This window comes from Francisella halioticida (genome assembly GCF_002211785.1).
Classification (GTDB): Bacteria; Pseudomonadota; Gammaproteobacteria; order Francisellales; family Francisellaceae; genus Francisella; species Francisella halioticida.
This window is the reverse complement of record NZ_CP022132.1, coordinates 1,160,916-1,183,621: the sequence shown is the minus strand read 5'-3', so window position 1 is coordinate 1,183,621 and position 22,706 is coordinate 1,160,916. Positions and strand designations below refer to the sequence as shown.

Here is a 22,706-nt window from a genome sequence, read left to right as displayed (position 1 = left end):
GGATATTCCCCAAAATAAACTGTCCCTGTTATTCAATACCACTTTATAAAATATTTTTATTCCTTGCTTTTATGCAGCATCTAAAATACCAGAATATACTTCATCAGGAGTCATATATCCAATACTAGAATGTAGTCTTTCATTGTTGTAAATATCAATATATTCTTTGATACCTACTTTAGCCTCTTTCATAGTTATATATGATGCCGGATAAACATTTTCATATTTCAGTGTTCTCCAAAATCTCTCAATTGCAATATTATCTATAGATCTTCCTTTAGCATCCATAGATATATTTATTTTATTATCAGATAATATTTTAATATGCTCTTTTGCTGTATATTGAGTTCCTTGATTAGAGTTAAAGATATCAGGTTTACCATATTTAAATAACGCTTCTTTTAACACACTAGTTGTTAGATGTGTATCCATAGTATTAGAAATCTTCCAAGCTAGTGTTTTCTTGCTATGCCAATCTATTATGGCTGCTAAATATGCATACCCACATTCTAGTCTAATATACGTGATATCAGCACTCCATACCTTATTAGCTTTATCTATAACAACCTGATTCGTCTCATTTTTAAATACATTAAGTAAGTATGGATATTTCTTGTGTTGCTTATTAATGACAGTTGTCTTTTTTTTAGGATACAATGCCTTAATACCCATGAATTCCATAGCACTTTTGATTAGCTTCCTTCCAACTAGAAATCCTAATCTATTTAGCAACTTTACTAGCCTTCTCGTACCATAATATGGATGTTTAGTATGTATCAAATCTATTGCATTTAATAGTTTAATATCATCATTACTACTAAATTTTGATATTGGTGTATAATAGTACACACTCTTAGATACAGATAATAGTTTAAGCTGATTATTTAAAGATAATTCTAGCTTAGTATCTACAGAGTTTACTCTATCATTTGATGATACCAAGCTTTTTAGCTTTCCCATTAAAAAATCCCTCTCTACTATTACCTCGCCTAGTTCTTTACTTGTTGCATCTTTATCTTTTCTAAGCTCATCTATTTCCTGCTTATACTCCTTAACAACAGAGCTTTTATCAAATGCTAAGCAAGCATTAGATAAAAATTGCTGCTTCCAATTGTGCACGTTTTTAGGAAGTAAATCATACTTACTTGCTATCTCATTAACTGTCATATCGCCTTCTAGCAATTCTATAATTACTTTAGCTTTAAAATCAGCTGTATACGTTACTCTTTTTTTACTCATTTATCTATTTCCTAATTTATCTAGTTAAGTTTAACATCTAGGAATAAAAATCTTTCTAAAATCAGTAGCTTTTTCTGGGGACATTATACCTTGGAAAACATTACCTTTTACTTTATCTGAAACTCTTACTAAAATGCAAGCTAGTAAGACCCATAGAGCTAGCTTTGATAATGATTCATTAAAATACTATCATATGCTTGGTGATCAACAGTGGAAATATAATCTTAATTTACTTAATATTGTAGATCAAAAAACTAACTTAAGAGAACAGAGAATAAAGCTAATAGAGCAAGTATATAATGATGTTCATAATTTGAAGTTAGAGTATCCATTTAGCTTTCGAGATGTAAGCTATCAGATTGATTTTGCAAAGCAAAATATAATAGAATTAATAATCCTATATAGATTTTGTCAAACTTTTAAGAGCAAACTCAATATCTCTTTCTGATGAATTATCATCTTTCCTATTTTCATACACGCAGAGGATTTTTTTTATAAGATCGGCTTGGTATTGTTTTTTAGATATCTCTTTCTGAGATAATTTTTTACGCGATTTTATTATTGATTTGATAGCAAGTTTTCGGGTAATTGTGTATGGTGAGTGGGGGTATAGTTTGAATGTTAACCATAATACAAAGCAACCAGACATAGCACTTAACCCTATAGTTAAAGCACTAGCAATATCAAAATTCATATAGTTACTTGGCCGAGCAATAAAAATTAGACCTATGCAAAAACCAAGGCTATATGCTTGAAATTTAGGATGAGTCAGTGCCATTATAGGAAGGAATAATGACGCTATTAACACTAATATTAGTAATTCAAAATATCCATCAACTTGAGCCAATAGACTTAATGTAAAAAAAATAGCAATAGGAATAGATATAATCATGCCAACAGTAACTTCTTTTAATTGTTTCGTACCATCTGGTATTGGTATATAAAGTTGTGCTAAATAAAAAGGTATAATTAGCATTGTTAGTAGGTCTGAGTTACCTTGAGTATTTATCCAAAATAGTGTTAGGAGTAAAAGTACAAAGAGAGTTTTAGAAATAGTAAGAAATGTTAATATTATATTATTATAGTTTTTAAATTTAAAATATTGCTCATTAGTTGAGTTTGCAGGCTTGTTTTCATCTATTAGATGGTAGCTTTTTATCACAGCATTGACTCTTGAAATTAACTTACTATTTGACTTTAGGATAGGTTTGTTTTCAGTAGAATTAAAATTACTTAGATCATGAGAAATTTTGTTTAACTCTTTTTTGAAAAAAATATCTTGTCTATTTTTTCTTGCTTGTTTTCTTAAAAAATGAGTTGCTTGAACTAATTCTATAATTTTAATTGAAAAGTTATTATAAACTTCACTATTATAATTTTCATATTTACTAGCACTTAGTTCATTATCTAAGATAATAATACTTTTAAGAATACTCTCTACTTCTTTATTGTATTTTTTATTATTATAAAAATCTTTTATAATAAAGACATGTTTAATATAACGGATAGTCAGGTTAAGGGATTCTGTTGCATCGTTCTTAAGTTTATCTTTAATTTGTACAGGAAAGACATAATAATTTACCAAGAATGAGCATAAGCATCCAATTACTATTTCTGTAAATCTGGAACATCCTGTATAGAAAATACTCCCAGATGTTGTAAGTATTGGATTAGCTATAGAATAAAAAATAATTAGACTACAAGTAGTATTTGCTAGAGCTAGACCATAAATAAAATTACTATGAGACATGCCTACAGAAAAATACATTGTAATAGATATAAATATGCATAAGAAAAAAATTGATAAGGTAGGGTAAGGTAAGAATAAGTTGACTATTATAAAACCTACGATAATTCCTATACCTGAGGAGACTATTCTTTGAATTCCTTTTTCAATTACTAAACCTGTTTCTGCCTTAGTTTGGACGAAAATAACAGTTATCAACGCCCACATAGGTTTTTGTAGATCAAGGCTCAATGATATACCAAGAGCCAATGTTATAGCAATAAAAGCTTTAATAGTAAATAAAAAGTTTTTAAGTGTAAAAATTTCTTTTATCATAGTATTTTCACTGAAGCATTCATTCCTGCTACTAAGTTTATATTTTCAGGTATTACTTCAAGAGATATGTCAACAGGGATTCTTTTTAATAGCCTTACCCAATCATAAGTATCCTGAACTTTAGGTAAGAGCTGACTATTTAAACTAGTATTATTATCTGCTACAGCTTTATCAATTCCAATTACATGTCCATATAGAGGTTTGCCTCCAGCAATTAGTTGAATTTCAGCTTTTTCCTCTATTTTAATATTTGGAATTTTCGTTTCTTCAAAATATCCTGTAACGTAAAAAGAATTTTTTTCTATTATAGACATCACAGGCTTCGTTGCAGTTACATAATTACCTTGTCTTAAATTTATATTGTATACAGTCCCATCAGTATGCGCATAAACTCTAGTTCTTCTTAGGTTAATTTCTGTTAGTAGAAAATCTGCATTTGCTTTTTCTAACGCTGCTTTCTTAAGTTTAACAGTCATTAAATAATCATCTAATTCTTCTTTACTTATAGCCCCACTTTTACCTAATCTTTTTCTTCTATTATATTGTTGCTGAGCAAGCTCTAAAGATAGTTTTGCATGGTCTACGATAGCCTCTTTCTCTTTAAAGTCAGCAATATACCTTACATCATCAATAGAAAATATTAAATCACCTTTTTTTACTTTTTGAATATCTTTTACATAGACTTTTGTAACAAAGCCTGAGACATCAGGAGCAACAGTTATAATTTTTGCTCTGATTCTAGCATCTCTAGTCCAAGGAGAATAAAAATAATACTGCCATATTGAATATAGTGAAAGTATTGCAAATATTATTATTATTACACTAAATAGTAATTTGATTTTTTTATTTGGCATATGAATCTAACCTTCAAGTAAAAATATGATAAGACCTAAGTAGCATATAAATAATAATAAGTTTAACCAAGATAGACTTAAATTAGTATAGCAACATAACGTTTTAGATATCGTTAAATTACTTATAATTGTTAATATGCAAGCAAGGCTTATATATAATACTATAGGAGAAAATAGTAGGCCATCGATAGAAATTACAATCATATTAGGCTCCTTATTAATTTAAATTATAACAATGATTAAGTGTTTGTTAAAATTTAAAGCTAACTTATATATTTATGATACAATGTATTGCATTGTGATACAATAATAATTTGGATATTTTATAGTAAAGAAGATAAAATTAAACAGATAGGATGTTTTTAGAATAAATTAATCATGGAAAGTAAAAAAATTCAGGTAATAAGTAGAGCTATTAGGGTTTTACAAAGTATTAGTAATGAACCCGGCGGAATGAGTTTAGGAGATATAGCAAAAGAAGTTGATTTACCACGATCAACTGTACAAAGGATAGTTGCAGCTTTAGAAGCTGAAAGTTTTACAAGAAGTGAGGGTGCTGGAAAGATTTTGCTAGGGTCAGGGGTTTTCAAGTTAGCATCGTCATCTTATGCAGATATAGTTTCTCTAACACAAAACTCATTAAGAAAACTTAGTGAAAAAACTCGAGAAACAGTTGTTTTGACTCAATCAAATAATACTGATTTGATTGTAGTGCACAGATTTATTGCAAATAGAGAGCTGCAAGTAATTCCAAGAATTGGTGTCCTGGAGAGGCGTATTTATAATACAGCACCAGGAAGAGCACTTTTATCTCTATATAAGGATGAAGAAGTTATTGAAATTTTAGGTAAAGAAGTTTTAAATAACAAAGAATTGTTTACTAAACTCGCAAAAATAAGATCTAATGGTGTGGAGTATGATTATAGTAAAACTATGGAAGGTATAGTTAGCATAGCTACAGCTATAAATACTTTTTTGGGAAGTTTTGGTATTTCTATACTTATTCCTCAGCATCGTAATGAAGAAAATAAAGGTTTCTATATTCAAGAATTATTAAAAGTTAAAAAAGTAATCTTATCTGATATTGGTGTAAAAGAGCATGTATAAACTTGAAGATATTAATTATATGATAAGTTAGCCATAACTACTTATAAACACTGTATTGCTTATAAAATATAAGTAAACGAATTTATAACTTTTTTATATATGCAGAATTATATTATTTCTTTTATCAAAATAATTGGGATGAGTATCTTTTTACTGCAGAAATGTTAATAATAGTTATCATTTTCATTATGATCTCGGGACTTCTTGTCAAACTTTATACAAATGAAAAAAATAATATTCCCAATAATTGTAATTATTATATTAGCAGCTTTTGTTATTCTTTTAGAATCAGTAAGCAATAGTAAACAAACTTCATCAGCAGCTCAAAGCACTTCTAAATCACTTATGATAGGCAGGCAAAGAAGATTTGTTCAATGCTAGATCAGGCGAGCGTATTTTATCAGAAGAAAGATAATACAAAGGCTGTGAAAATTTCAGATAGTGCTTATTGGGATGTTTACGACAATATATATAATGTCCCCAAAAAAAGCTACTGATTTTAGAAAGATTTTTATTCCTAGATGTTAAAGTTAACTATATAAATTAGGAAATAGATAAATGAGTAAAAAAAGAGTAACGTATACAGCTGATTTTAAAGCTAAAGTAATTATAGAATTGCTAGAAGGCGATATGACAGTTAATGAGATAGCAAGTAAGTATGATTTATTTCCTAAAAACGTGCACAATTGGAAGCAGTAATTTTTATCTAATGCTTGCTTAGCATTTGATAAAAGCTCTGTTGTTAAGGAGTATAAGCAGGAAATAGATGAGCTTAGAAAAGATAAAGATGCAACAAGTAAAAAACTAGTCGAGGTAATAGTAGAGAGGGATTTTTTAATGGGAAAGCTAAAAAGCTTGGTATCATCAAATGATAGAGTAAACTCTGTAGATACTAAGCTAGAATTATCTTTAAATAATCAGCTTAAACTATTATCTGTATCTAAGAGTGTGTACTATTATACACCAATATCAAAATTTAGTAGTAATGATGATATTAGACTATTAAATGCAATAGATTTGATACATACTAAACATCCATATTATGGTACGAGAAGGCTAGTAAAGTTGCTAAATAGATTAGGATTTCTAGTTGGAAGGAAGCTAATCAAAAGTGCTATGGAATTAATGGGTATTAAGGCATTGTATCCTAAAAAAAAGACAACTGTCATTAATAAGCAACACAAGAAATATCCATACTTACTTAATGTATTTAAAAATGAGACGAATCAGGTTGTTATAGATAAAGCTAATAAGGTATGGAGTGCTGATATCACGTATATTAGACTAGAATGTGGGTATGCATATTTAGCAGCCATAATAGATTGGCATAGCAAGAAAATACTAGCTTGGAAGATTTCTAATACTATGGATACACATCTAACAACTAGTGTGTTAAAAGAAGCGTTATTTAAATATGGTAAACCTGATATCTTTAACTCTGATCAAGGAACTCAATATACAGCAAAAGAGCATATTAAAATATTATCTGATAATAAAATAAATATATCTATGGATGCTAAAGGAAGATCTATAGATAATATTGCAATTGAGAGATTTTGGAGAACACTGAAATATGAAAATGTTTATCCGGCATCATATATAACTATGAAAGAGGCTAAAGTAGGTATCAAAGAATATATTGATATTTACAACAATGAAAGACTACATTCTAGTATTGGATATATGACTCATGATGAAGTATATTCTGGTATTTTAGATGCTGCATAAAAGCAAGAAATAAAAATATTTTATAAAGTGGTATTGAATAACAGGGACAGTTTATATTTTCATATTCAATCAAGTCAAGAATACTTAATTGCTGTTGTAACTTTCTTAATGTCAACAGGAACGATTAAAGCAACTTTGTTTATGGCCAGCATTCTCTGGAGTATATTACTTTTATACAAAGTTATAAAACAAATTCCACGTTTAAACATAATTAAAATCACGTTAATTGGAAGTATGCTATTTGTGAATCTTTTGGTTATATCATATATATGGTGGCCAGCTATTTTTGATAAGACGTATGTTTTTATACTACCCAAATAAATTAAACAATATTTTCAATTATTTAGTTCCCATCTAAGCCGCCCGTTTTTCCAATAAGTTATCGTAATAAAATTCCATAGGTTTTTTATAATTGATAGACTCATGAAATCTTCTATTATTATAAAAATCTATATAATCATCCACATCGTTTCTTAGTTCAACAATGCCAGGATATTGATTTAAATAAAATCTCTCACATTTAGCACTTCTCCAAAATCTTTCGATGCAAATGTTATCAGTTGCTCTACCTTTACCATCCATAGATATAGTAATTTTTTTATCCAATAATGTTTGGATATGAATGTTAGATGTGTACTGGCTACCTTGATCAGTGTTAAATATTTCTGGTACTCCATATTTATACAGAGCTTCATTTAAAACTTTCATAACTAAACTACTATCCATAGTGTTGGATATCTCCCAACTTAGTACAGCCTTAGAGTACCAATCAATAATAGCTGCCATATAAACTGTGCCAGCATCAGTCTTAATATATGTAATATCTGTAGACCAAACTTGATTAGGTCTCAATATGCTTAAACCTTTTAGTTTGTAACTATAAATAGCATGCTCTTTGTTAGGTTCAGATAAGTTTAAGTTTGGTTTTTTCACCGCCAATATAGCTTTGATGCCTAACTCTTTACGATACTTTTGTACTGTGTTCTCACAGATGCTAAACCCATCTTCTATTAATTGCTTATGAGCTTTTATATAGCCGTAGCAGGGAATCTCCTCATGTATCTGTATAAGCTTTGCTTTTACTTCTTCTTTATGTTCGTTAACCACAGGCTTGTAATATAAACCAGCTCTAGAAACTTCTAATAAGAAACTTTGTTTTACAACAGATAATTTATGCTTAGGATCAATCATTGCTTTTCTATCAGATAATCCCAAGCTTACGAGCTTTCACTCAAGAAATTCCTTCTCAATTGTTAGTTGTCCAACCTTCTTAGAATACTGATCTATCTTGGTTTGAAGCTTTGCATTGTCTTTTTTATATTGTGATACTGATTTGGATGGATCCATTGCCAACTCAGCATTTTCTAAAAAGGCTGTTTTTCAATTATTTATGTTTTTGGGCGTAATATTATATTTTACTGATAACTGTGTGATTGTTTGATCTTTCCCCAATACTTCCAAGACAACTTTAGTCTTAAATTCAACGGTATATATTTTTCTCTTATTACTCATTTACATTTATCCTAAATTGCTCATTTATAGTTTAGCTACTTTAGGAACTAAATTCTCAAAATTGTTGTTAAAATTTCATGGGATATTATAGAGCACAGTGATGAAGATATACTCGAACTACAAAATGGTTGTATTTGTTGTACTATTAGAGCAGATCTTACAAATACATTACTTAATCTTATAGATAAAACAAATAAAGGTGTTATCAAACCATTTGATAGAGTTATTGTAGAAACAACGGGCTTAGCAGATCTGGCACCGATCATTCATACTTTAATGCGCTCTTTTGAATTACACAGGTACTATAAACTTGATGATATAGTTACACTGGTTGATGCTGTAAATGGTAATGACACTTTAGACAATCATCCTGAAGCTACTAAACAAGCAGCTATGGCTGAAAGAATTATATTAAGTAAAACAGATATTGTAGATTCTAATACACAGCAAACACTTATAAATAGATTAAAAGCGATTAATCCATCAACCCCTATTTTGTTTAATACTAGTGATGAAGCAATAGTTTCATCATTATCAGGACTTGATACTTATAATCCAAATAGCAAATCAGAAGATGTTATCAAGTGGCTTAATATGGAGCATTTTGAAGATGAACATCAACATTTGCATCATAATCACTCCGATGAAGATCATGATCACGACCATCATCATGATATAAATCGACATAGTGATGAAATTCAAGCGTTTGTAATGACTAGTGATAAACCAATCAATTATATGGCATTTAATTTATTCCTTGAATTATTAACTTCGATGGTTGGTCTCAAGTTACTCCGAGTAAAAGGCATCATAAATATTGTCGGTGAAGATAGACCTGTAGTTGTTCATGGTGTTCAACATCTTTTCCACCCTATAAGATGGCTTGATAACTGGCCTGATGACGATCATCGTACTAGGTTGGTTTTTATAACTCATAATATTCCACAAGAAGTTATACAAAAGCTTTTCAATTCTCTTTTAGGAACTGTTAAGGAAGAGGGCATAGAGTAAAGTAAATATATTGTTAAAGAGCATAATGTTTTAAGGAGATAAAATAAATGTCATTTCAGAGCTATCCCAAAACTCGACTTCGTCGTACTAGACAAGCTAACTGGTCAAGAAGATTAGTTGCTGAAAATATACTAACTACAAGCGATTTAATTTGGCCTGTATTTGTACATGACAATGATGATGAAGGTAATGTTGAAATATCGAGTATGCCTGATGTGTATAGATATAGTTTAAAAAGTCTTCCAAAGATCATTAAAAAAGCTACTAAGCTAGGTATCCCAGCGATAGCTATTTTTCCAAATATTAGCAATGATAAGAAAAACTCAAAAGGTACAGAAGCTACAAACCCATCAAATATAGTTTGCCAAGCTATAAAGGTAGCTAAAGCTGAAAGTTCAAATATTGGGGTTATATGTGATGTAGCATTAGACCCTTTTACAGATCATGGTCATGATGGACTTTTGGATTCAACTAATGAGAATATATTAAATGATGAGACTGTTGATATACTCATACAACAGACTATAGTTCAAGCAAAAGCAGGGTGTGATGTAATCGCTCCTTCAGACATGATGGATGGACGTATTGGTCTAATCCGTGAAGCATTTGAAAAGGAAGGTTTGATTAATACACAGATTATGTCTTATGCTGCAAAATATGCTTCGGGATTTTATGGCCCATTTAGAGATGCTATAGGTAGTGTTGATCTTAAGGGAAAAGATAAGGTATTAGAGTTTCGTGATAAACGTGGTTATCAAATGGATCCAGCTAATTCAAACGAAGCTCTAAGAGAAGTTGCTCTAGATATCTATGAGGGTGCTGATAGTGTTATGGTTAAGTCAGGTCTATCATACTTAGATGTAATTTATAGAATATCATCAGAATTTAAAATACCTACATATGCTTATCAAGTAAGTGGTGAATATAACATGATAAAGAATGCGGTTGATCGTGGAGATCTTCATGAGAAAGTTATTTTTGAATCATTACTGGCATTAAAACGTGCTGGAGCATCTGGGATATTTACTTATTTTGCACCATTCGTTGCTAAAAAACTTTCTGAATATAGAGAATAATTAACAACAGCTGCAGTTGCAGCCACTGTCACATGTACAGTTACATTTACAATCTACACAACCTTTTTTGCAACAACATTTAGTTTTATTTTCCATGATTTTTTCCTCTTATTTGTTTGTTTAAATCTTAGTATATTAATTGAAGTTTTATTTTATTTCTCAATACGATTTGCAACTTCTCTTAACATATCAGCAATTTCTTTACGGTTAACATGATGAATTACTTTTTGTCCCTTTTTATTGGCTTGTAGAATTCCAGCATCTCTTAACACCTTTAGGTGTCTACTTACTACTGAAAAATCTACCTCACAACATTTTGCTATTTCACTAACGGTGCATTCACAATCATTTTGACAAATACTATCTAGTATTTTGAGTCTGTTCTGATCAGATAATGCTTTAAAAATATTGCTATGTTGTAAATTCATATAAATCACCTTATTTACATATTTGCATTCTAATGCAAATATGTAAGAAGATCAATAGAATTTTAAAATTATTTATGTAAATAAGAAAATTTAGAGTAGTGGAATATAAAAAAATCTAAGCCTAAATGGCAATTATAGCTATAATAGTAAAATTAATTATTACAAATGTATATTCTTCTTTAGTATTGCGACAGTCTTTTATAAGTATTAATCTATCTAAACTATGTAAAGTACTCAGATAGATAAATGTACCTGCAGCTATAGAAGTTATTGTTGGTTTAATATACGGGTAATACATATTTTGGACATTTGCACCAAATAATAACTCTAAAGGAGCCAAAAGAGCAAAACCTAAGAATAATATGAATCTAATAAAAAACTGTAAATTTGATTTATTAATTACTATTGATAGTGCTAAACTAGCTGTCCATTTATAAGTTATAAATGTTTGGGCATAAAAAAGCCCTTATTTCTAAGGGCTTTCAAGGTGGCGGAGAAAGAGGGATTCGAACCCCCGGACCTGTTACAGTCAACGGTTTTCAAGACCGCCGCTTTCGACCACTCAGCCATTTCTCCTAACTATTGGAGGTTATTATACAATTATTTATAATCTTTGCAAGACTATTATAGTCAAAATTCGAAGATTTTTTATAGGTTTGGTAAAAGGATAATATATTATGAATATAACAAATATTTTTTAGCTAAAAAACAAAATTTGGGAAAACTAATTCTATGGGACGTTGTGATAGTTATTTTTGATAATATTCCATGTTTTAAACTGTCCCTGTTATTCAATACCACTTTATAAAATATTTTTATTCCTTGCTTTTATGCAGCATCTAAAATACCAGAATATACTTCATCATGAGTCATATATCCAATACTAGAATGTAGTCTTTCATTGTTGTAAATATCAATATATTCTTTGATACCTACTTTAGCCTCTTTCATAGTTATATATGATGCAGGATAAACATTTTCATATTTCAGTGTTCTCCAAAATCTCTCAATTGCAATATTATCTATAGATCTTCCTTTAGCATCCATAGATATATTTATTTTATTATCAGATAATATTTTAATATGCTCTTTTGCTGTATATTGAGTTCCTTGATCAGAGTTAAAGATATCAGGTTTACCATATTTAAATAACGCTTCTTTTAACACACTAGTTGTTAGATGTGTATCCATAGTATTAGAAATCTTCCAAGCTAGTGTTTTCTTGCTATGCCAATCTATTATGGCTACTAAATATGCATACCCACATTCTAGTCTAATATACGTGATATCAGCACTCCATACCTTATTAGCTTTATCTATAACAACCTGATTCGTCTCATTTTTAAATACATTAAGTAAGTATGGATATTTCTTGTGTTGCTTATTAATGACAGTTGTCTTTTTTTTAGGATACAATGCCTTAATACCCATGAATTACATAGCACTTTTGATTAGCTTCCTTCCAACTAGAAATCCTAATCTATTTAGCAACTTTACTAGCCTTCTCGTACCATAATATGGATGTTTAGTATGTATCAAATCTATTGCATTTAATAGTCTAATATCATCATTACTACTAAATTTTGATATTGGTGTATAATAGTACACACTCTTAGATACAGATAATAGTTTAAGCTGATTATTTAAAGATAATTCTAGCTTAGTATCTACAGAGTTTACTCTATCATTTGATGATACCAAGCTTTTTAGCTTTCCCATTAAAAAATCCCTCTCTACTATTACCTCGACTAGTTTTTTACTTGTTGCATCTTTATCTTTTCTAAGCTCATCTATTTCCTGCTTATACTCCTTAACAACAGAGCTTTTATCAAATGCTAAGCAAGCATTAGATAAAAATTGCTGCTTCCAATTGTGCACGTTTTTAGGAAGTAAATCATACTTACTTGCTATCTCATTAACTGTCATATCGCCTTCTAGCAATTCTATAATTACTTTAGCTTTAAAATCAGCTGTATACGTTACTCTTTTTTTACTCATTTATCTATTTCCTAATTTATCTAGTTAACTTTAACATCTAGGAATAAAAATCTTTCTAAAATCAGTAGCTTTTTCTGGGGACATTATAAAGCAACAATCTTTTGATCAATTTGCTAAAAATATTGAAAAATTAACCAAAGAAGCGAAAGGTAATAGTGCTGAAGTTGTTGTTTTTCCTGAAGATGATTCAGTAAATCTTATTAATAATTTACCATGGAATAAACAAAGTATTGTTAAACTTAGTAACTATTACTCAAAAACTAGAAACTTAGTTTCTCGACTAGCTAAAAAATTTAATATCATTTTGATAGGTGGAACTATTGCAAAAAATAATAATGGTAAAATATCTAATACAGTAATAATTGGCTTGCCTAATGGTCAACTGATAGAAAATGATAAGATTTATTTAACGCCTGAAGAAAGAAATGTTGGTTATACGAAATACGGTAATAATATTTTAGTATTAAAGTATAAAGGGGCTAAAATTGCAGTTTTAGTATGTTATACAAGCGAATTTCCAAATATATCTCAAAAACTTTCAAAGATAAAGCTCGATATAATTATTGTTCCATCATATACAAATGATCTTTATGGTTTAAATAGAGTTCATACAGCAGTAAAAATGTTATCAATTCAGAATTTCGCTTATGGTGTAGTTGTTGGTATGGCTTCTGGTTTAGATAAACAACATACTCAAGGTGTTGATGGAGTTAGTCAAATATTATTTACATCACCTCAAAATAAAGTATTCCCTCTCAACTATTTAGCTAAAGGAAAATTTAATATAGAAGATATACTAGTTAGGAAATTAGATATATCAAAATTACATAAAGCTCGTAAAGGATATGATGCTTTTCCAAATGAAGATATAAAGCATAATAAAACCTTATCCACAAAACTTATATCGGTATAAATAAAATAATACTTGTAAGTTTTGTTATTTGTTATAATTTCCTCAAACTCAAAAATTGTTATAAATATGAAATATACAAAATTAGGTAAGACTGATATTAATATTAGTAGAATATGTCTTGGTACTATGACTTGGGGAAAACAAAATACTCAAGCTGAAGGCTTTGAACAAATGGATTATGCTTTATCACAAGGTATAAATTTTTGGGATACTGCTGAAATGTATGCAATTCCTCCTACTGCTAAAACGTATGGTAAAACTGAAGAAATAATTGGTAACTGGTTTAAATCGAAAAATAAACGTAATGAAATTGTTTTGGCAACTAAATTTTCTCCTATGCCATGGGCAAGAGATGAAGATAACCCAAAGACTAACAAAGCCAATATCATTGATGCAGTAAACAATAGTTTAAAACGTCTTAAGACGGATTATATAGACTTGTATCAATTTCATTTTCCAACAAATAGACCTAATTATCACTTTTGTGGGTGGTGGGATTTTGAACCTAAGGTTGGTGAGAAAAATAAAATTGAAATCATTGAAAATATTCTTGAAACTTTACAAACATGCGATGAGCTGATAAAGACTGGGAAAATCCGTCATATAGGATTGTCAAATGATTCTGCCTGGGGAGTTAATCAATTTATTAAACTTTCTGAAAAGCATAATCTTCCTCGTATTCAAAGCCTACAGAATGAATATAACATTAATCGTAGAAGAGATGAAACTGATATTATGGAAACTACAGCATTAGAAGAAATATCTTATCTAGCATGGTCACCTCTTGAGCAAGGAGTAATAACAGGTAAGTACAGAAATGGTGCTAGGCCTGCAGGTACCCGCATGTCTCCTGAAATTTTAGATGGTCAAGAAGATCGTTACGGTTTTAGATTTGCTACACAAGATGAGGCTGTAACTGAATATATTAATGTTGCTAAAAAGCATAATTTAGATATTTGTCAAATGGCAATAGCCTTTACAATTAGAAAATCCTATATGAGTTGTAGTCTTATTGGTGCTACTAATATGAAACAACTTAAAACAAATATAGATGCTATTAACTTAGAACTATCTGAAGAAGTTTTAGCAGATATAGAAAAGGTGAGAAGAAAATACCCTGTTCCATTTTGAATATAGTATTTCCAAATACTATAAACTTTTTTATTTACAAAAATGTCGTTTATATAATGTCCCCAGAAAAAGCTACTGATTTTAGAAAGATTTTTATTCCTAGATGTTAAACTTAACTAGATAAATTAGGAAATAGATAAATGAGTAAAAAAAGAGTAACGTATACAGCTGATTTTAAAGCTAAAGTAATTATAGAATTGCTAGAAGGCGATATGACAGTTAATGAGATAGCAAGTAAGTATGATTTACTTCCTAAAAACGTGCACAATTGGAAGCAGCAATTTTTATCTAATGCTTGCTTAGCATTTGATAAAAGCTCTGTTGTTAAGGAGTATAAGCAGGAAATAGATGAGCTTAGAAAAGATAAAGATGCAACAAGTAAAGAACTAGGCGAGGTAATAGTAGAGAGGGATTTTTTAATGGGAAAGCTAAAAAGCTTGGTATCATCAAATGATAGAGTAAACTCTGTAGATACTAAGCTAGAATTATCTTTAAATAATCAGCTTAAACTATTATCTGTATCTAAGAGTGTGTACTATTATACACCAATATCAAAATTTAGTAGTAATGATGATATTAGACTATTAAATGCAATAGATTTGATACATACTAAACATCCATATTATGGTACGAGAAGGCTAGTAAAGTTGCTAAATAGATTAGGATTTCTAGTTGGAAGGAAGCTAATCAAAAGTGCTATGTAATTCATGGGTATTAAGGCATTGTATCCTAAAAAAAAGACAACTGTCATTAATAAGCAACACAAGAAATATCCATACTTACTTAATGTATTTAAAAATGAGACGAATCAGGTTGTTATAGATAAAGCTAATAAGGTATGGAGTGCTGATATCACGTATATTAGACTAGAATGTAGGTATGCATATTTAGTAGCCATAATAGATTGGCATAGCAAGAAAACACTAGCTTGGAAGATTTCTAATACTATGGATACACATCTAACAACTAGTGTGTTAAAAGAAGCGTTATTTAAATATGGTAAACCTGATATCTTTAACTCTGATCAAGGAACTCAATATACAGCAAAAGAGCATATTAAAATATTATCTGATAATAAAATAAATATATCTATGGATGCTAAAGGAAGATCTATAGATAATATTGCAATTGAGAGATTTTGGAGAACACTGAAATATGAAAATGTTTATCCGGCATCATATATAACTATGAAAGAGGCTAAAGTAGGTATCAAAGAATATATTGATATTTACAACAATGAAAGACTACATTCTAGTATTGGATATATGACTCCTGATGAAGTATATTCTGGTATTTTAGATGCTGCATAAAAGCAAGGAATAAAAATATTTTATAAAGTGGTATTGAATAACAGGGACAGTTTACTTAATAAGCATCTGAACAGCAGCAACATTTATTGTTTGACTATATCCAAAGCTTACAAATACTATAAGCAATAGAAGATATTTTATATTTTTTATCATTTTAGAAAATCTTTTTATAAAAATTATACTTTTAAAATAATAAATATATAGTAGAAATTTATTTTTGTTTTAAAAAAATATACTGTTAGAAGATTAGTAAAAAAAGGTAACAATATAATGCAAAATTTTGAATATTATAATCCAGTGAAGATCTTCTTTGGTAAGGGAGAAATTGCTAAAGTAGCTGAAGCTATCAGTAAAGATAAAAAAATCTTAATAATATATGGTGGGGGAAGTATCAAGAAAAATGGGGTTTATCAGCAGGTAAAAAATGCTTTAACTGATCATAATACGTATGAGTTTTCAGGAATAGAGCCAAACCCTGAATATGAAACTTGTATGAAAGCTGTAGAATATATAAAAGAAAATAATATAGATTTTATACTAGCAGTTGGCGGAGGTTCTGTAATAGATGCAACTAAATTTATTTCTGCGGCAGTTAAATTTGATGGTCAGCCGTGGGATATTCTAGCTAAAGGGGCTGAGATTAAAGAAACTGTTGACTTTGGTACGGTATTAACTATTCCAGCTACCGGATCTGAAATGAATGCAGCAGCAGTTATCTCAAGAAGAGAAATAGATAAAAAGCGAGCTTTTATGAATGAGAAAGTTTTTCCTAAATTTTCAATATTAGATCCCGAAGTTACATATACTTTGCCAGCTCGTCAAGTTGCAAATGGTGTTGTTGATGCTTTTGTACACGTTATCGAGCAATACCTAACATTCCCACAAAATGCTCCTTTACAAGATAGATTTGCAGAAGCAATATTACTAACTCTTATTGAAGAAGGTGGAAAAGTTATTCATAATCCAGATGACTATGATGTAAGAGCAAACATAATGTGGTCAGCAACTATGGCACTTAATTCTGTAATTTCTAGGGGAGTTGCTATGGATTGGTCAACGCATATGATTGGTCATGAATTGACAACTTTTTATGGTTTAGATCATGCTCAGACTCTTGCTATAATTTTACCGAGTATTATGCAACATAAAAGAGATAGAAAGGGTGATAAGATAGCCCAATATGCTGAAAGAGTTTGGGGCGTCCCTAGGTCAGTTAGTAAAGATGAAAAAATAGATATAGCTATAATAAAAACAGTAGAGTTTTTTGAGAAAATGGGTAACCCTACTAGACTAGTTTCTTATAACTTTAATTCTGACCAGTTTGACAAAATAGTAAAAAGCCTTGAAACTAATGGAATGAATGCTTTAGGCGAGCATCAAGATATTACTCTAGAAGATACAAGAAAAATTTTAGAGATGAGTTTATAACAAATTATTCTTTTCTTAAGTAAGTGTTTTAATTAAAATACTTCTATCTTGTATAGTTTGTATTTTAATGTGATTTCTAAATTTAAATTTGATGAATATAGTCTAAAATCTACTAATATTTTTTTACTAAATATAGCTGAGAATATTAATCAGATAGATTTAGATACTATTCCAAACAGTCAAATTTTGGCAATCAAAAAATATAAATTTGAAAAGGATAGAAATAAAAGGCTATTAGCACGTAGTTTTTTATACAATTATTTGAAGTTTAAATATCAAATAGATAACTTTGGATTGAAGTATGGTCAGTATCAAAAACCCTTTCTAGAAGCTAATGAAAATATTGATTTTAGCATATCTTACTCCGAATGTTATGTGGTAGTAGCAATTAGTGATAAGTATAATATCGGTGTAGATATTGAGTTTATAGATACTAAAATTAATCATCAAGACTTAAGAAATATAATAATGCACCCTAAAGAAATATCTTATTATAATAAGCTTATAAGAGAAACTGATAAATTAAATTTTTTCTTTAATGTTTTTAATATTAAAGAAGCTGTAATTAAAAGTTTAGGAATAGGCTTATATTTTGATGTTACAAATATTAATGTTCTAGATACTTCTAGCTTTAGTGATTTTATAAAAAATGGATATTTTTTAAATACGAACTTATTTGATTATTTAAGAGAGTATAAAGCTAGCATAAGTTTAATTGAGAGGTAGAAAACTATTAAAAGTAATATTTTATAAGCTTCCGCCTCCATCAACAGAAATTACTTGCCCAGTTATATAGCTTGCATGATTAGATAGTAAAAAAGATATCGTTGCAGCCATTTCAATGGGATGACCAATACGTTCCATGGGAATAGTATTTAAAACAGCTTTTTCGGCATCACTACCAATAGGCCTTTTTTCTCTAAATAAATCTGTTTCTATTGGTCCAGGAGCTATTGCATTTACACATATTCCATATTTAGCTAATTCTAAAGCCCGCGTTTTTGTACATCCGACTAAAGCAGACTTTGCAGCAGCATAGCTTGTACGATCTTTAACACCATAAATTGTTCTGCTAGCATTATAATACGCCCCCATTTTGCTAATTTCATTGCTGGTGAAAAAAACTGAGCAATTTGAATGGCTGTTCTGACATTTAAGTCATAAACTTTATCTATCGAATCGAGGGATATATCTTCTAAAGGTTGGGGTAATACGATATCAACGTTATTAATTATTGCATTTGAGAATCATATTTTTCTTTAATTTCTTCTAAAATTAGCTGTGTTTGGTCACGATTAGATAAATCACATTTAATAAGAGTTCCTGGAAAGTCTTTTTTAAAATCACGAGCTATACCTATAACATTCCATTTTAACTTAGCTAGATAAATACTTGTTTCTAAACCAATACCTTTTGTAGCACCTGTAATTAAAGCAGTTTTTTTCATGATTGATACCCTAAAGTATAAATTTTACAAGTATATTACTGCAAAGCAAAAAAGAAGGGAAGTTTCTAGATTAGAGTTATTTTTATTTAACTGATGTATCAATAGGTTTGCCATTTATAACTATAACAGGTCCAGGTTCTAAAGGAATATTTTTAATAGTTTTATCATCTTCTTGACAATTTAATAAGTCAAGTTGTTTTAGTTTATTGAATGATGAAGTAGGGCAGTGATTTTTGATTTTATTAGGAAGACAATAACCTTTCCAAGATCCAAAACTATATACTTCTAAGCATTTTTTATATTCTGGAACAGATAAATATTTTGGAGTATAAGTTCCAGAATTTGTACCAACCATTTTGGATTTATTTGAGTTGTAGTTTTGCTTGAATAACAACTAGTTATTAACGTTACAATTACTGTAGTAATTAACAGTGTTTTTATTAAAGTTCTTATGCTTAATCCTTGTATATTCATTACAATAGTTTTTATATATTACTTGATGATACAATATTATTTATTAGGTATTTTATTTTAAACTGTTTTACTGCGTATTATTAGCAGAAACTATTTTAATGTTGAGAACGCTGTCAATAGGGGATATTCAATTAAGAAGGGTTTAGTGGTATAAAAATTGCTGATTACTCTTTATCTAGGTGTCAATACAGAAGATATAATTTCGTGAAGTATTTTTTATTATTTTAATTAAACAAAATTTATTATTCGGTGATATAAAAATCAAAAACTATTCTCTAAAAACTTCTTTTAAAAAAAAGGCTCTAGTTAGAAATATAAATTGATTTTATCATTAAATATCAGTATAATCCTTTCTTGCTCTTTGCTATGTATGTAAGTAACTGCATAGCTTATCAGTAAAAAACCTAAAAAATGATAAACCGTAAGGAGTTTATAAAATGAAACATTATGAAATCGTTTTAATGATTCACCCTGATCAATCAGATCAGCTAGAAACAATGCTTAATAAATACCGTGGCATTATTGAAGAGAAAGGTGGAAAAATTCATAGATTTGAAGATTGGGGACGTCGTCAATTAGCTTACCCTATAGAGAAACTTCACAAAGCACACTATGTATTATTTAATGTTGAGTGTGGTACTGAGTCATTAGAAAAGCTTCAAGACTCTTTAAAATATAACGATGCTATATTACGTCGTTTAGTGATCTCGCAAAAAGAAGCTGTGGTAGAGCTATCTATAATGATGCAATCAAATGAAAAAGAAGTAATTTAATAGAGGTATATCAAAAATGAGTCGTCGTAAAGTTTGCCGTTTCACTGTTGAAGGTGTAAAAGAAATTGATTATAAAGATGTAAATAAGTTAAAAGCTTATATTACTGAAACTGGTAAGATTGTTCCTAGTCGTGTAACAGGTACATCAGCTAAGTATCAAAGACAATTGTCTACAGCTATTAAAAGAGCTAGGTTCTTAGCATTATTACCATACTGTGATCGTCACTTTAACTAATACTGGAGGTTGATTACAATGCAAGTTATTTTAAAAGAAAAAGTTGAAAATCTTGGCGTATTAGGTGATATCGTAAATGTAAAACCTGGTTATGCTAGAAACTTCCTTATTCCTTTTGGTAAGGCTGTTCAAGCTACAAAAATAAATATTGAAGTTTTTGAAGCACAAAAAGCTGAGTTAGAAAAAGCAGAAAAAGCTAGATTTGATGCAGCAGTTGCTACAGCAGATTCTATTAAGGATAAAGTTTATACTATTGAGGCTCAAGCTGGAGATGGTGGTAAGTTATTTGGGTCAGTAGGTACTGTGGAAGTTGCTGAGATCATTTCAAAAGAATCTGGTAAAGAAATTGAAAAGAGCCAAGTACGTATGCCAGAGGGTGTTATTAGAACTACAGGTGAATTTGAATTATCAATTCATGTTTACACAGATGTAGATGCAGATATTAAAGTAAATGTTGTAGCTATGCAAAGTTAGTTCTATAATAGTCTAATTAACACATATATCTTGATAAATATAAAAACCATGTGTTAGGCATGGTTTTTTTGTATTTGCAAAAAAGGTTTTTGAAGTCTATGGATTATCAATTTAAAGCTGCTGAAACTACTTATTCACTTGAAGCAGAGAAGGCTATCTTAGGAAATATTCTCTTAAATAATCAAAATATAGAATTGGTTGAAGATTTGCTTTTAAAAGAAGATTTCTTTGATAAAAAGCATAGAATTATTTATGAGCAAATTAATATTCTTAATCAAGCAAATACACCTTTTGATGTCTTAATTTTAAGTGAATATCTTGCTACTGAAGGCGTGCTTAATGAGGCCGGTGGTGAAGCTTATATTGTTGATTTAGCTGCAAATACACCATCAGTATCAAATATCAAGACATATGCGAATATCGTTAAAGATAAAGCCAAACTTAGAAGCTTACAAAATAGTGTCAATGATATAGTTCAAAAAATATATTCATCTGCCTCAAAAAATCCTGATGAAGTGATTGATTATGCTGAAAGCAGAATTCTAGATATTGCTAAAGAAAGAGAAACTCTTACTAAGGGTCCTGAATCTATAAAAACAGTTATTCCAAAACTTATTGATCGTATGAGTGCAATAGTTGATGCAGGGACTGGTTTAACAGGAGCTTCAACAGGCTTCATTGATTTAGATAAAATGACCTCTGGTTTGCAAAGAGCTAATTTAGGTATCATAGCAGCTAGACCATCTATGGGTAAAACTGTACTTGGTATTAATGTTGCTCAAAATATTGCAAAAATTTCCGAAAAGCCTGTACTAGTTTTTAGTTTAGAGATGCCTTCGGAGGATATTGTGACAAGAATGCTGGCAAGTCAAGCTCGTGTTGAGATGAATCTTCTAAAAGAATGTAATCGTTTAAATGATGCACACTGGGTTAAAATTACAAAGGCAATGAAAGATCTTAGTGATATGCCTTTGTATATAGATGATACATCTAGTTTAACTCCAGCAGAAATGCGTTCTAGAGCTCGTAGATTATATAATGAGCATGATGGTCTATCGATGATTTTGATAGACTATCTTCAGCTTATGAAAATACCAGGATACGAGACAAATAGAACTCTTGAGGTTTCTGAAATTTCAAGATCATTAAAAGCTCTTGCTAAAGAGCTTGATATACCAGTTATAGCATTATCACAGCTAAGCAGAGATCTTGAAAAACGTCAAGATAAGCGACCAATAATGTCAGATTTAAGAGAATCTGGTGCAATTGAGCAGGATGCTGACTTGATTATGTTTATTTATAGAGACGAAGTTTATAATAAAAATAAAGAAGATAATAAAAATCTAGGTGAAATAATTATTGGTAAACAGCGTAATGGACCTATAGGTGCTGTTCATGTAAGGTTTGATGGACAGTTTGCTAGCTTTGCTAATTTGACTAATGAAAATGATAATATTTTGCCAGGTGATATTGGCTATAATGAATAGCCTTTTAAAAGATTTTAAA

At 29.6% G+C, this 22,706-nt stretch carries 27 protein-coding genes and 1 tRNA gene; 15 read left to right on the top strand and 13 right to left on the bottom strand.

From position 1 onward, the window contains the following. Positions 1–69: 69 nt before the first annotated feature. From CDV26_RS06385 to CDV26_RS06370, 3 genes are all read right to left on the bottom strand, one after another. Positions 70–1,239 (bottom strand): IS3 family transposase, encoded by a 1,170-nt coding sequence (locus CDV26_RS06385; protein ID WP_088772569.1) that lies wholly within the window; start codon positions 1,237–1,239, stop codon positions 70–72. A gap of 397 nt (positions 1,240–1,636) precedes the next feature. Then, positions 1,637–3,301 carry an FUSC family protein gene (locus CDV26_RS06375; RefSeq protein WP_088772567.1) on the bottom strand — a complete coding sequence of 555 codons (1,665 nt, stop codon included), beginning with the start codon at positions 3,299–3,301 and terminating at the stop codon, positions 1,637–1,639. Further along, complete coding sequence (locus tag CDV26_RS06370; RefSeq protein WP_088772566.1) at positions 3,298–4,155, bottom strand: efflux RND transporter periplasmic adaptor subunit; 858 nt, start codon at positions 4,153–4,155, stop codon at positions 3,298–3,300. The genes CDV26_RS06375 and CDV26_RS06370 overlap by 4 nt, the downstream gene beginning before the upstream one ends. Before the next feature lie 375 nt (positions 4,156–4,530). Between CDV26_RS06370 and CDV26_RS06360 the strand changes: the two genes are divergently transcribed. The 3 genes from CDV26_RS06360 (at position 4,531) to CDV26_RS06355 (ending at position 6,990) form a co-directional block, all read left to right on the top strand. Beyond that, on the top strand, positions 4,531–5,262 hold the full coding sequence (locus CDV26_RS06360; protein ID WP_088772564.1) for an IclR family transcriptional regulator: 732 nt from the start codon (positions 4,531–4,533) through the stop codon (positions 5,260–5,262). 558 nt (positions 5,263–5,820) lie between these two features. Further along, positions 5,821–5,961 carry a transposase gene (locus tag CDV26_RS13140; RefSeq protein WP_245806402.1) on the top strand — a complete coding sequence of 47 codons (141 nt, stop codon included), beginning with the start codon at positions 5,821–5,823 and terminating at the stop codon, positions 5,959–5,961. A 63-nt stretch (positions 5,962–6,024) separates the two neighbouring features. Next, complete coding sequence (locus CDV26_RS06355; RefSeq protein ID WP_245806561.1) at positions 6,025–6,990, top strand: IS3 family transposase; 966 nt, start codon at positions 6,025–6,027, stop codon at positions 6,988–6,990. Between the two features lie 354 nt (positions 6,991–7,344). Here CDV26_RS06355 and CDV26_RS06345 read toward each other — a convergent pair whose 3' ends face one another. Both CDV26_RS06345 and CDV26_RS13575 read right to left on the bottom strand, forming a co-directional pair. Then, positions 7,345–8,205 (bottom strand): IS3 family transposase, encoded by an 861-nt coding sequence (locus CDV26_RS06345; RefSeq protein ID WP_088771628.1) that lies wholly within the window; start codon positions 8,203–8,205, stop codon positions 7,345–7,347. A gap of 165 nt (positions 8,206–8,370) precedes the next feature. Continuing rightward, positions 8,371–8,502: a transposase gene (locus CDV26_RS13575; RefSeq protein ID WP_169709695.1), complete on the bottom strand. Its 132-nt coding sequence runs from the start codon at positions 8,500–8,502 to the stop codon at positions 8,371–8,373. 51 nt (positions 8,503–8,553) lie between these two features. Here CDV26_RS13575 and CDV26_RS06340 point away from each other — a divergent pair, with 51 nt between their 5' ends. Beyond that, complete coding sequence (locus tag CDV26_RS06340; protein ID WP_338029172.1) at positions 8,554–9,513, top strand: CobW family GTP-binding protein; 960 nt, start codon at positions 8,554–8,556, stop codon at positions 9,511–9,513. A gap of 47 nt (positions 9,514–9,560) precedes the next feature. Beyond that, complete coding sequence (gene hemB / locus CDV26_RS06335; RefSeq protein ID WP_088772561.1) at positions 9,561–10,589, top strand: porphobilinogen synthase; 1,029 nt, start codon at positions 9,561–9,563, stop codon at positions 10,587–10,589. Between the two features lie 152 nt (positions 10,590–10,741). Here hemB and CDV26_RS06330 read toward each other — a convergent pair whose 3' ends face one another. The 4 genes from CDV26_RS06330 to CDV26_RS13130 all read right to left on the bottom strand — a co-directional run bounded on the left by CDV26_RS06330 (position 10,742) and on the right by CDV26_RS13130 (position 13,015). Then, positions 10,742–11,017 (bottom strand): ArsR/SmtB family transcription factor, encoded by a 276-nt coding sequence (locus tag CDV26_RS06330; protein ID WP_088772560.1) that lies wholly within the window; start codon positions 11,015–11,017, stop codon positions 10,742–10,744. 488 nt (positions 11,018–11,505) lie between these two features. After that, positions 11,506–11,593: transfer RNA gene (locus tag CDV26_RS06320), tRNA-Ser, on the bottom strand. Between the two features lie 252 nt (positions 11,594–11,845). After that, positions 11,846–12,448, bottom strand: coding sequence for an IS3 family transposase (locus CDV26_RS13135; RefSeq protein WP_245806401.1), 603 nt, complete (start codon positions 12,446–12,448; stop codon positions 11,846–11,848). A 3-nt stretch (positions 12,449–12,451) separates the two neighbouring features. Then, on the bottom strand, positions 12,452–13,015 hold the full coding sequence (locus tag CDV26_RS13130) for a transposase (RefSeq protein ID WP_245806400.1): 564 nt from the start codon (positions 13,013–13,015) through the stop codon (positions 12,452–12,454). Positions 13,016–13,058: 43 nt separating this feature from the next. Between CDV26_RS13130 and CDV26_RS06310 the strand changes: the two genes are divergently transcribed. The 6 genes from CDV26_RS06310 to CDV26_RS06290 all read left to right on the top strand — a co-directional run bounded on the left by CDV26_RS06310 (position 13,059) and on the right by CDV26_RS06290 (position 18,523). Further along, complete coding sequence (locus CDV26_RS06310; RefSeq protein ID WP_088772558.1) at positions 13,059–13,928, top strand: nitrilase-related carbon-nitrogen hydrolase; 870 nt, start codon at positions 13,059–13,061, stop codon at positions 13,926–13,928. A 66-nt stretch (positions 13,929–13,994) separates the two neighbouring features. After that, the gene (locus tag CDV26_RS06305; protein WP_088772557.1) at positions 13,995–15,059 is read left to right on the top strand and encodes an aldo/keto reductase; all 1,065 of its coding nucleotides are present in this window, start codon (positions 13,995–13,997) and stop codon (positions 15,057–15,059) included. 140 nt (positions 15,060–15,199) lie between these two features. Next, positions 15,200–15,763: a transposase gene (locus CDV26_RS12115; RefSeq protein ID WP_157671508.1), complete on the top strand. Its 564-nt coding sequence runs from the start codon at positions 15,200–15,202 to the stop codon at positions 15,761–15,763. 3 nt (positions 15,764–15,766) lie between these two features. Continuing rightward, positions 15,767–16,369 (top strand): IS3 family transposase, encoded by a 603-nt coding sequence (locus tag CDV26_RS12110; protein WP_157671506.1) that lies wholly within the window; start codon positions 15,767–15,769, stop codon positions 16,367–16,369. A 270-nt stretch (positions 16,370–16,639) separates the two neighbouring features. Then, on the top strand, positions 16,640–17,797 hold the full coding sequence (locus tag CDV26_RS06295) for an iron-containing alcohol dehydrogenase (RefSeq protein ID WP_088772556.1): 1,158 nt from the start codon (positions 16,640–16,642) through the stop codon (positions 17,795–17,797). Positions 17,798–17,866: 69 nt separating this feature from the next. Beyond that, entirely contained in the window at positions 17,867–18,523 is a 657-nt protein-coding gene (locus CDV26_RS06290) for a 4'-phosphopantetheinyl transferase family protein (protein ID WP_157671504.1), read from the top strand. 21 nt (positions 18,524–18,544) lie between these two features. Here CDV26_RS06290 and CDV26_RS13125 read toward each other — a convergent pair whose 3' ends face one another. From CDV26_RS13125 to CDV26_RS06280, 4 genes are all read right to left on the bottom strand, one after another. Continuing rightward, entirely contained in the window at positions 18,545–18,892 is a 348-nt protein-coding gene (locus tag CDV26_RS13125; protein ID WP_245806399.1) for an SDR family oxidoreductase, read from the bottom strand. Then, positions 18,811–18,987 carry a hypothetical protein gene (locus CDV26_RS13570; RefSeq protein WP_255321883.1) on the bottom strand — a complete coding sequence of 59 codons (177 nt, stop codon included), beginning with the start codon at positions 18,985–18,987 and terminating at the stop codon, positions 18,811–18,813. Before CDV26_RS13570 ends, CDV26_RS13125 begins: the two co-directional genes overlap by 82 nt. 41 nt (positions 18,988–19,028) lie before the next feature. Beyond that, positions 19,029–19,244: an SDR family NAD(P)-dependent oxidoreductase gene (locus CDV26_RS13120; protein WP_245806398.1), complete on the bottom strand. Its 216-nt coding sequence runs from the start codon at positions 19,242–19,244 to the stop codon at positions 19,029–19,031. An 82-nt stretch (positions 19,245–19,326) separates the two neighbouring features. Beyond that, complete coding sequence (locus CDV26_RS06280) at positions 19,327–19,599, bottom strand: hypothetical protein (protein WP_088772554.1); 273 nt, start codon at positions 19,597–19,599, stop codon at positions 19,327–19,329. 556 nt (positions 19,600–20,155) lie between these two features. On the opposite strand from CDV26_RS06280, the gene rpsF reads away from it, so the two are divergent. From rpsF to dnaB, 4 genes are all read left to right on the top strand, one after another. Next, positions 20,156–20,491, top strand: coding sequence for a 30S ribosomal protein S6 (gene rpsF, locus CDV26_RS06275; protein ID WP_088772553.1), 336 nt, complete (start codon positions 20,156–20,158; stop codon positions 20,489–20,491). Positions 20,492–20,507: 16 nt separating this feature from the next. Continuing rightward, positions 20,508–20,726 (top strand): 30S ribosomal protein S18, encoded by a 219-nt coding sequence (rpsR, locus tag CDV26_RS06270; protein ID WP_070083940.1) that lies wholly within the window; start codon positions 20,508–20,510, stop codon positions 20,724–20,726. 18 nt (positions 20,727–20,744) lie between these two features. Then, a complete protein-coding gene (gene rplI, locus CDV26_RS06265) occupies positions 20,745–21,200 on the top strand; it encodes a 50S ribosomal protein L9 (protein WP_088772552.1) in 456 nt (151 codons plus the stop codon). 98 nt (positions 21,201–21,298) lie between these two features. Beyond that, positions 21,299–22,687 (top strand): replicative DNA helicase, encoded by a 1,389-nt coding sequence (gene dnaB / locus CDV26_RS06260; RefSeq protein ID WP_169709722.1) that lies wholly within the window; start codon positions 21,299–21,301, stop codon positions 22,685–22,687. The last annotated feature ends 19 nt before the right edge of the window (positions 22,688–22,706 follow it).

Coding starts and splice junctions, on each gene's coding strand:
- CDV26_RS06370 (WP_088772566.1), bottom strand. CDS start 4,155: ATGCCAAATAAAAAAATCAAATTACTATTTAGTGTAATAATAATAATA.
- CDV26_RS06295 (WP_088772556.1), top strand. CDS start 16,640: ATGCAAAATTTTGAATATTATAATCCAGTGAAGATCTTCTTTGGTAAG.
- rpsR (WP_070083940.1), top strand. CDS start 20,508: ATGAGTCGTCGTAAAGTTTGCCGTTTCACTGTTGAAGGTGTAAAAGAA.
- CDV26_RS06375 (WP_088772567.1), bottom strand. CDS start 3,301: ATGATAAAAGAAATTTTTACACTTAAAAACTTTTTATTTACTATTAAA.
- CDV26_RS06280 (WP_088772554.1), bottom strand. CDS start 19,599: ATGGTTGGTACAAATTCTGGAACTTATACTCCAAAATATTTATCTGTT.
- CDV26_RS12115 (WP_157671508.1), top strand. CDS start 15,200: ATGAGTAAAAAAAGAGTAACGTATACAGCTGATTTTAAAGCTAAAGTA.
- CDV26_RS06305 (WP_088772557.1), top strand. CDS start 13,995: ATGAAATATACAAAATTAGGTAAGACTGATATTAATATTAGTAGAATA.
- dnaB (WP_169709722.1), top strand. CDS start 21,299: ATGGATTATCAATTTAAAGCTGCTGAAACTACTTATTCACTTGAAGCA.
- rplI (WP_088772552.1), top strand. CDS start 20,745: ATGCAAGTTATTTTAAAAGAAAAAGTTGAAAATCTTGGCGTATTAGGT.
- CDV26_RS12110 (WP_157671506.1), top strand. CDS start 15,767: ATGGGTATTAAGGCATTGTATCCTAAAAAAAAGACAACTGTCATTAAT.
- CDV26_RS06330 (WP_088772560.1), bottom strand. CDS start 11,017: ATGAATTTACAACATAGCAATATTTTTAAAGCATTATCTGATCAGAAC.
- CDV26_RS13120 (WP_245806398.1), bottom strand. CDS start 19,244: ATGAAAAAAACTGCTTTAATTACAGGTGCTACAAAAGGTATTGGTTTA.
- CDV26_RS06385 (WP_088772569.1), bottom strand. CDS start 1,239: ATGAGTAAAAAAAGAGTAACGTATACAGCTGATTTTAAAGCTAAAGTA.
- CDV26_RS13130 (WP_245806400.1), bottom strand. CDS start 13,015: ATGAGTAAAAAAAGAGTAACGTATACAGCTGATTTTAAAGCTAAAGTA.
- CDV26_RS13135 (WP_245806401.1), bottom strand. CDS start 12,448: ATGGGTATTAAGGCATTGTATCCTAAAAAAAAGACAACTGTCATTAAT.
- CDV26_RS13125 (WP_245806399.1), bottom strand. CDS start 18,892: ATGGGGGCGTATTATAATGCTAGCAGAACAATTTATGGTGTTAAAGAT.
- rpsF (WP_088772553.1), top strand. CDS start 20,156: ATGAAACATTATGAAATCGTTTTAATGATTCACCCTGATCAATCAGAT.
- hemB (WP_088772561.1), top strand. CDS start 9,561: ATGTCATTTCAGAGCTATCCCAAAACTCGACTTCGTCGTACTAGACAA.
- CDV26_RS13140 (WP_245806402.1), top strand. CDS start 5,821: ATGAGTAAAAAAAGAGTAACGTATACAGCTGATTTTAAAGCTAAAGTA.
- CDV26_RS13575 (WP_169709695.1), bottom strand. CDS start 8,502: ATGAGTAATAAGAGAAAAATATATACCGTTGAATTTAAGACTAAAGTT.